This window comes from Pedobacter sp. 01T416_2, assembly GCF_056398925.1.
The window spans coordinates 1-3788 of record NZ_JBFTQI010000596.1; the positions used below are offsets into that span (position 1 = coordinate 1).

Sequence of the window (3788 nt, forward strand, 5' to 3'; positions counted from 1 at the left end):
TGGTAAATCTATTAATGCTTCATCTGCTGCATATCCATATTCGGACGCTAAATTTTACAAAAACAGAGACCCTAGGTTTTATAAAACATTTGTATATAATGGAGCCATCTGGCCGTATTCGGGTGCAACTAATTATAAGCAATGGACTTATGTTTGGAAAAAAACGTCAACAGCTGGCTATAATGGCACTACTGAAACAAAAGGAGCCAATGCAAGCGGTATATATTTATGTAAAGCAAATAATCCAAACGCAAACAATACAATTGGTAACTTTAGCAATAGTCCAACCGACTATATGGAGATAAGATTTGCAGAAGTTGTACTAAATCTTGCTGAATCAGCTATCGGTGCAGATAAACTTAGCGAAGGTTTTGAAGGCATTAAATCTATAAGAGATAGGGCAGGCATTTTAGCCGGTACAGACGGGTCTTATGGTTTGGATGTTGGTTTAAGCCGCGACCAATTATTTGCAGCTGCTTTAAACGAAAGAAAAGTAGAATTCGCCTACGAAAGCAAACGCTTCTGGGATCTAAGAAGATGGATGCTTTTTGAATCTGGTCCTACCGCCACAAGGTTAGGTTTTACACCATTAAATGGCACGCGTAGAACAGGGTTTTATATTGGAGTTAAAACACTTGCAGGTGCTGATTACGTTGGTGCAAATGATCCTTTATTAAAACCGGCCTCAGGAACGGCTCCGCTTATTGATAGAGATCCTGCAACTTATCCTGCTGGAATTACCACCTACGATCAATACGTTGATTACCTTTACGATAACTATTTCAAGATCAGTGTAAGAGACGATCTTGATAAAACAAGCCCGGCTAACTGGAAATTTACATGGTACCCACAATATTATTTCTTCGGCATCAATCAAACGGTATTATCAGCAAGTCCATATCTCCAACAAACAACAGGTTGGGATAGCATGAATGGTGCTGGTACCTTCGATCCATTAAAGTAATTACAGAATATCTTCGGGGCGGTTTGCTCACCACCCCGGTTTTTTTATATTTGGTTTGGAAAAAGGGGACATTAATTTGTTTCCTTTTTTTTATTTAAGAATGTTACATTTATATATGAATTTTATTCCTATCTTGTAACATGGCTGCGAGAATGAATTTAATTTGTTACAGGCATTTTTGCCAATTGATAAGATGATACAATAGATAGCCAAAATTATACATTAAACAGGTGCTTTTTGCATGCAAATTTGAAAGATAATATACTTTCTAACCAAAATTACTTACAAGGATAGACAAAGAAATGAGCCACGATTTTCAATATCAGCAATTAGATTTTTCTGCTAGTTAAAAATATTTCGTAATTTCTTTCTCTTCCCAACGAACAACACAAATGAAAAAGAACATTTTAAATCTGTTGCTAACAACAGCGTTAATACTCTCCGCAAATTATACGTTTGCCCAATATCCAAACATTCCCGCCGATATTAAAAAATCATCTGATTCGATGATGAAAGAAGCCTATCACCAATCTGATATTGCCTGGGAGAAAGCAAAGCCTATTATTGCAAAAGAGGCCGCTCAGGGCAAGCCATATATTCCTTGGGCGGGTAGGCCAAATGATTTACCACAATCAGATTTATTGGCTTTTCCAGGTGCAGAAGGTGGTGGCGCCTATAGTTTTGGTGGCCATGGCGGTAGGGTTATTGTGGTTAAAAACTTAAATGATAAAGGACCTGGTTCTTTACGTGATGCCTGTGAACAAGGTGGTGCAAGGATTGTGGTATTCAATGTTTCAGGGATCATCAGATTAAAAACCCCGCTTATTATCCGCGCGCCTTATATCACTATAGCTGGTCAAACCGCACCTGGTGATGGAGTTTGCGTGGCCGGCGAATCGGTTTGGTTAAACACTCATGATGTTATTGTTCGCTTTATGCGTTTTAGAAGGGGTGAAACCTTTGTTGGCCGTCGCGATGATGCCATTGGTGGTAATCCTGTAGGTAACATTATGATCGATCACGTTTCGGCAAGCTGGGGATTGGATGAAAACATGTCGATGTACCGCCATATGTACAATGATAGTACAGGTAAAACCGAAGAAAAATTGGGAACGGTTAATATTACGATACAAAACTCTATTTTCTCAGAGGCACTAGATTATTGGAACCATGCTTTCGGTAGCACCTTAGGTGGAGAAAACTGTGCCTTTGTTCGTAACCTTTGGGCAGATAATGGCGCACGTAACCCATCAATTGGCTGGAATGGAATTTTTAATTTTGCTAATAATGTGGTTTTTAACTGGAACAACCGCTCAACCGATGGCGGCGATTATACCGCACAATATAACATCATCAATAACTTTTATAAACCAGGTCCGGTTACCGAACTAAAAGATCCTATCAGTTACCGCATTTTAAAACCAGAATCTGGACGCAGTAAATTACCCTATGTTGTTTTTGGCAGGGCTTATGTATCTGGAAATATAATTGACGGTAATGAAAAAGTAACCAAAAATAACTGGGATGGAGGTGTTCAGTTAGAAGATAAAAAAGGAAATTTAATGTCGTTCGACGAAGCAAGTAAATATTTCGCTGCGATGAAAGCTAAGAATCCGTTTCCAATGCCTAAGATTAGCATTATCCCTACTTTAAAAGCTAAAGAATATGTTTTGGCAAATGCTGGTGCAACTTTACCGAAAAGAGATCCGGTTGATACCCGCGTAGTTAAACAGGTTGCTACAGGTAAAATTGAAGTTCACCCTGATGCTAAACCATCTGCTTTTCAATTTGAACACCGCAGATTACCTGGCGATTCTTACAAGCAAGGTATCATTACAGAAGTTTCTCAGGTTGGAGGTTACCCAGAATATAAAGGCACGCCATATAAAGACAGTGATGATGATGGCATGCCCGATGCTTACGAGCTTAAAAATGGTTTAAACCCTAAGGATGCATCTGATGCTGTTAAAATTACAAAAAGTGGTTATGCGAACATCGAAGTATATCTAAATAGTGTTGTTCCCGTTTCAATTGTTAAGCCAAACTAATATGCGTATCTGGAGTTCAATTTTTAGCATAATAGCGCTTTGTGGCATTGGAAATGTAGCTTTTGCACAATATCCGGTAATCCCAGAGGCTATGGAAAAGAAAGCCGATTCGCTTTTAAAAAGTATTGAAGAAAAATCTGAACTGCAATTTTTAAAAGTAAAACACATTGTAGATGAAGAAGCAAAACATGGTAAACCTTATATTCCATGGGCAGCAAAACCAGGCGATTTGCCGCAGGCTAAAACAGTGGCCTTTCCGGGTGCTGAAGGTGGTGGTGCTTATTCTTTTGGTGGCCGCGGAGGAAAAGTTTACGTAGTAACCAGTCTTGAAGATTCGGGCAGCGGAACTTTACGTGAGGCTTGCGAGCAAGGCGGTGCCCGAATCATTGTTTTTAATGTTTCGGGGATCATCAAATTAAAAACGCCCTTGATTATCCGTGCACCTTATATTACCATTGCCGGTCAAAGTGCGCCTGGCGATGGGATCTGTGTGGCTGGCGAATCAGTTTGGATCAACACCCATGATGTAGTGATCCGTTATATGCGTTTCCGTCGGGGAGCAACCGATGTTACCCGTAGAGATGATGCCATTGGCGGAAATCCTGTCGGAAACATCATCATCGATCACGTTTCAACAAGTTGGGGATTAGATGAAAATATGTCGATTTACCGCCATGTTTATGATCCAAAAGACGGTTCTAAACCTGTAAAATTGCCTACGGTAAACGTTACCATTCAAAATTCGATCTTTTCTGAGGCTTTAGATACCTATAACC

At 39.7% G+C, this 3788-nt stretch carries 2 protein-coding genes and 1 pseudogene; all 3 read left to right on the forward strand.

Annotated features, from left to right (window positions below; translation table 11 throughout):
* On the forward strand, positions 1 to 964 hold a 964-nt coding region (locus AC1DPQ_RS20945; protein WP_477610755.1), incomplete at its 5' end, for a RagB/SusD family nutrient uptake outer membrane protein.
* A 392-nt stretch (positions 965 to 1356) separates the two neighbouring features.
* Positions 1357 to 3012: a pectate lyase family protein gene (locus AC1DPQ_RS20950; RefSeq protein ID WP_477610756.1), complete on the forward strand. Its 1656-nt coding sequence runs from the start codon at positions 1357 to 1359 to the stop codon at positions 3010 to 3012.
* Position 3013: 1 nt separating this feature from the next.
* A pseudogene (locus AC1DPQ_RS20955) lies at positions 3014 to 3788 on the forward strand (polysaccharide lyase); the annotation flags it as partial.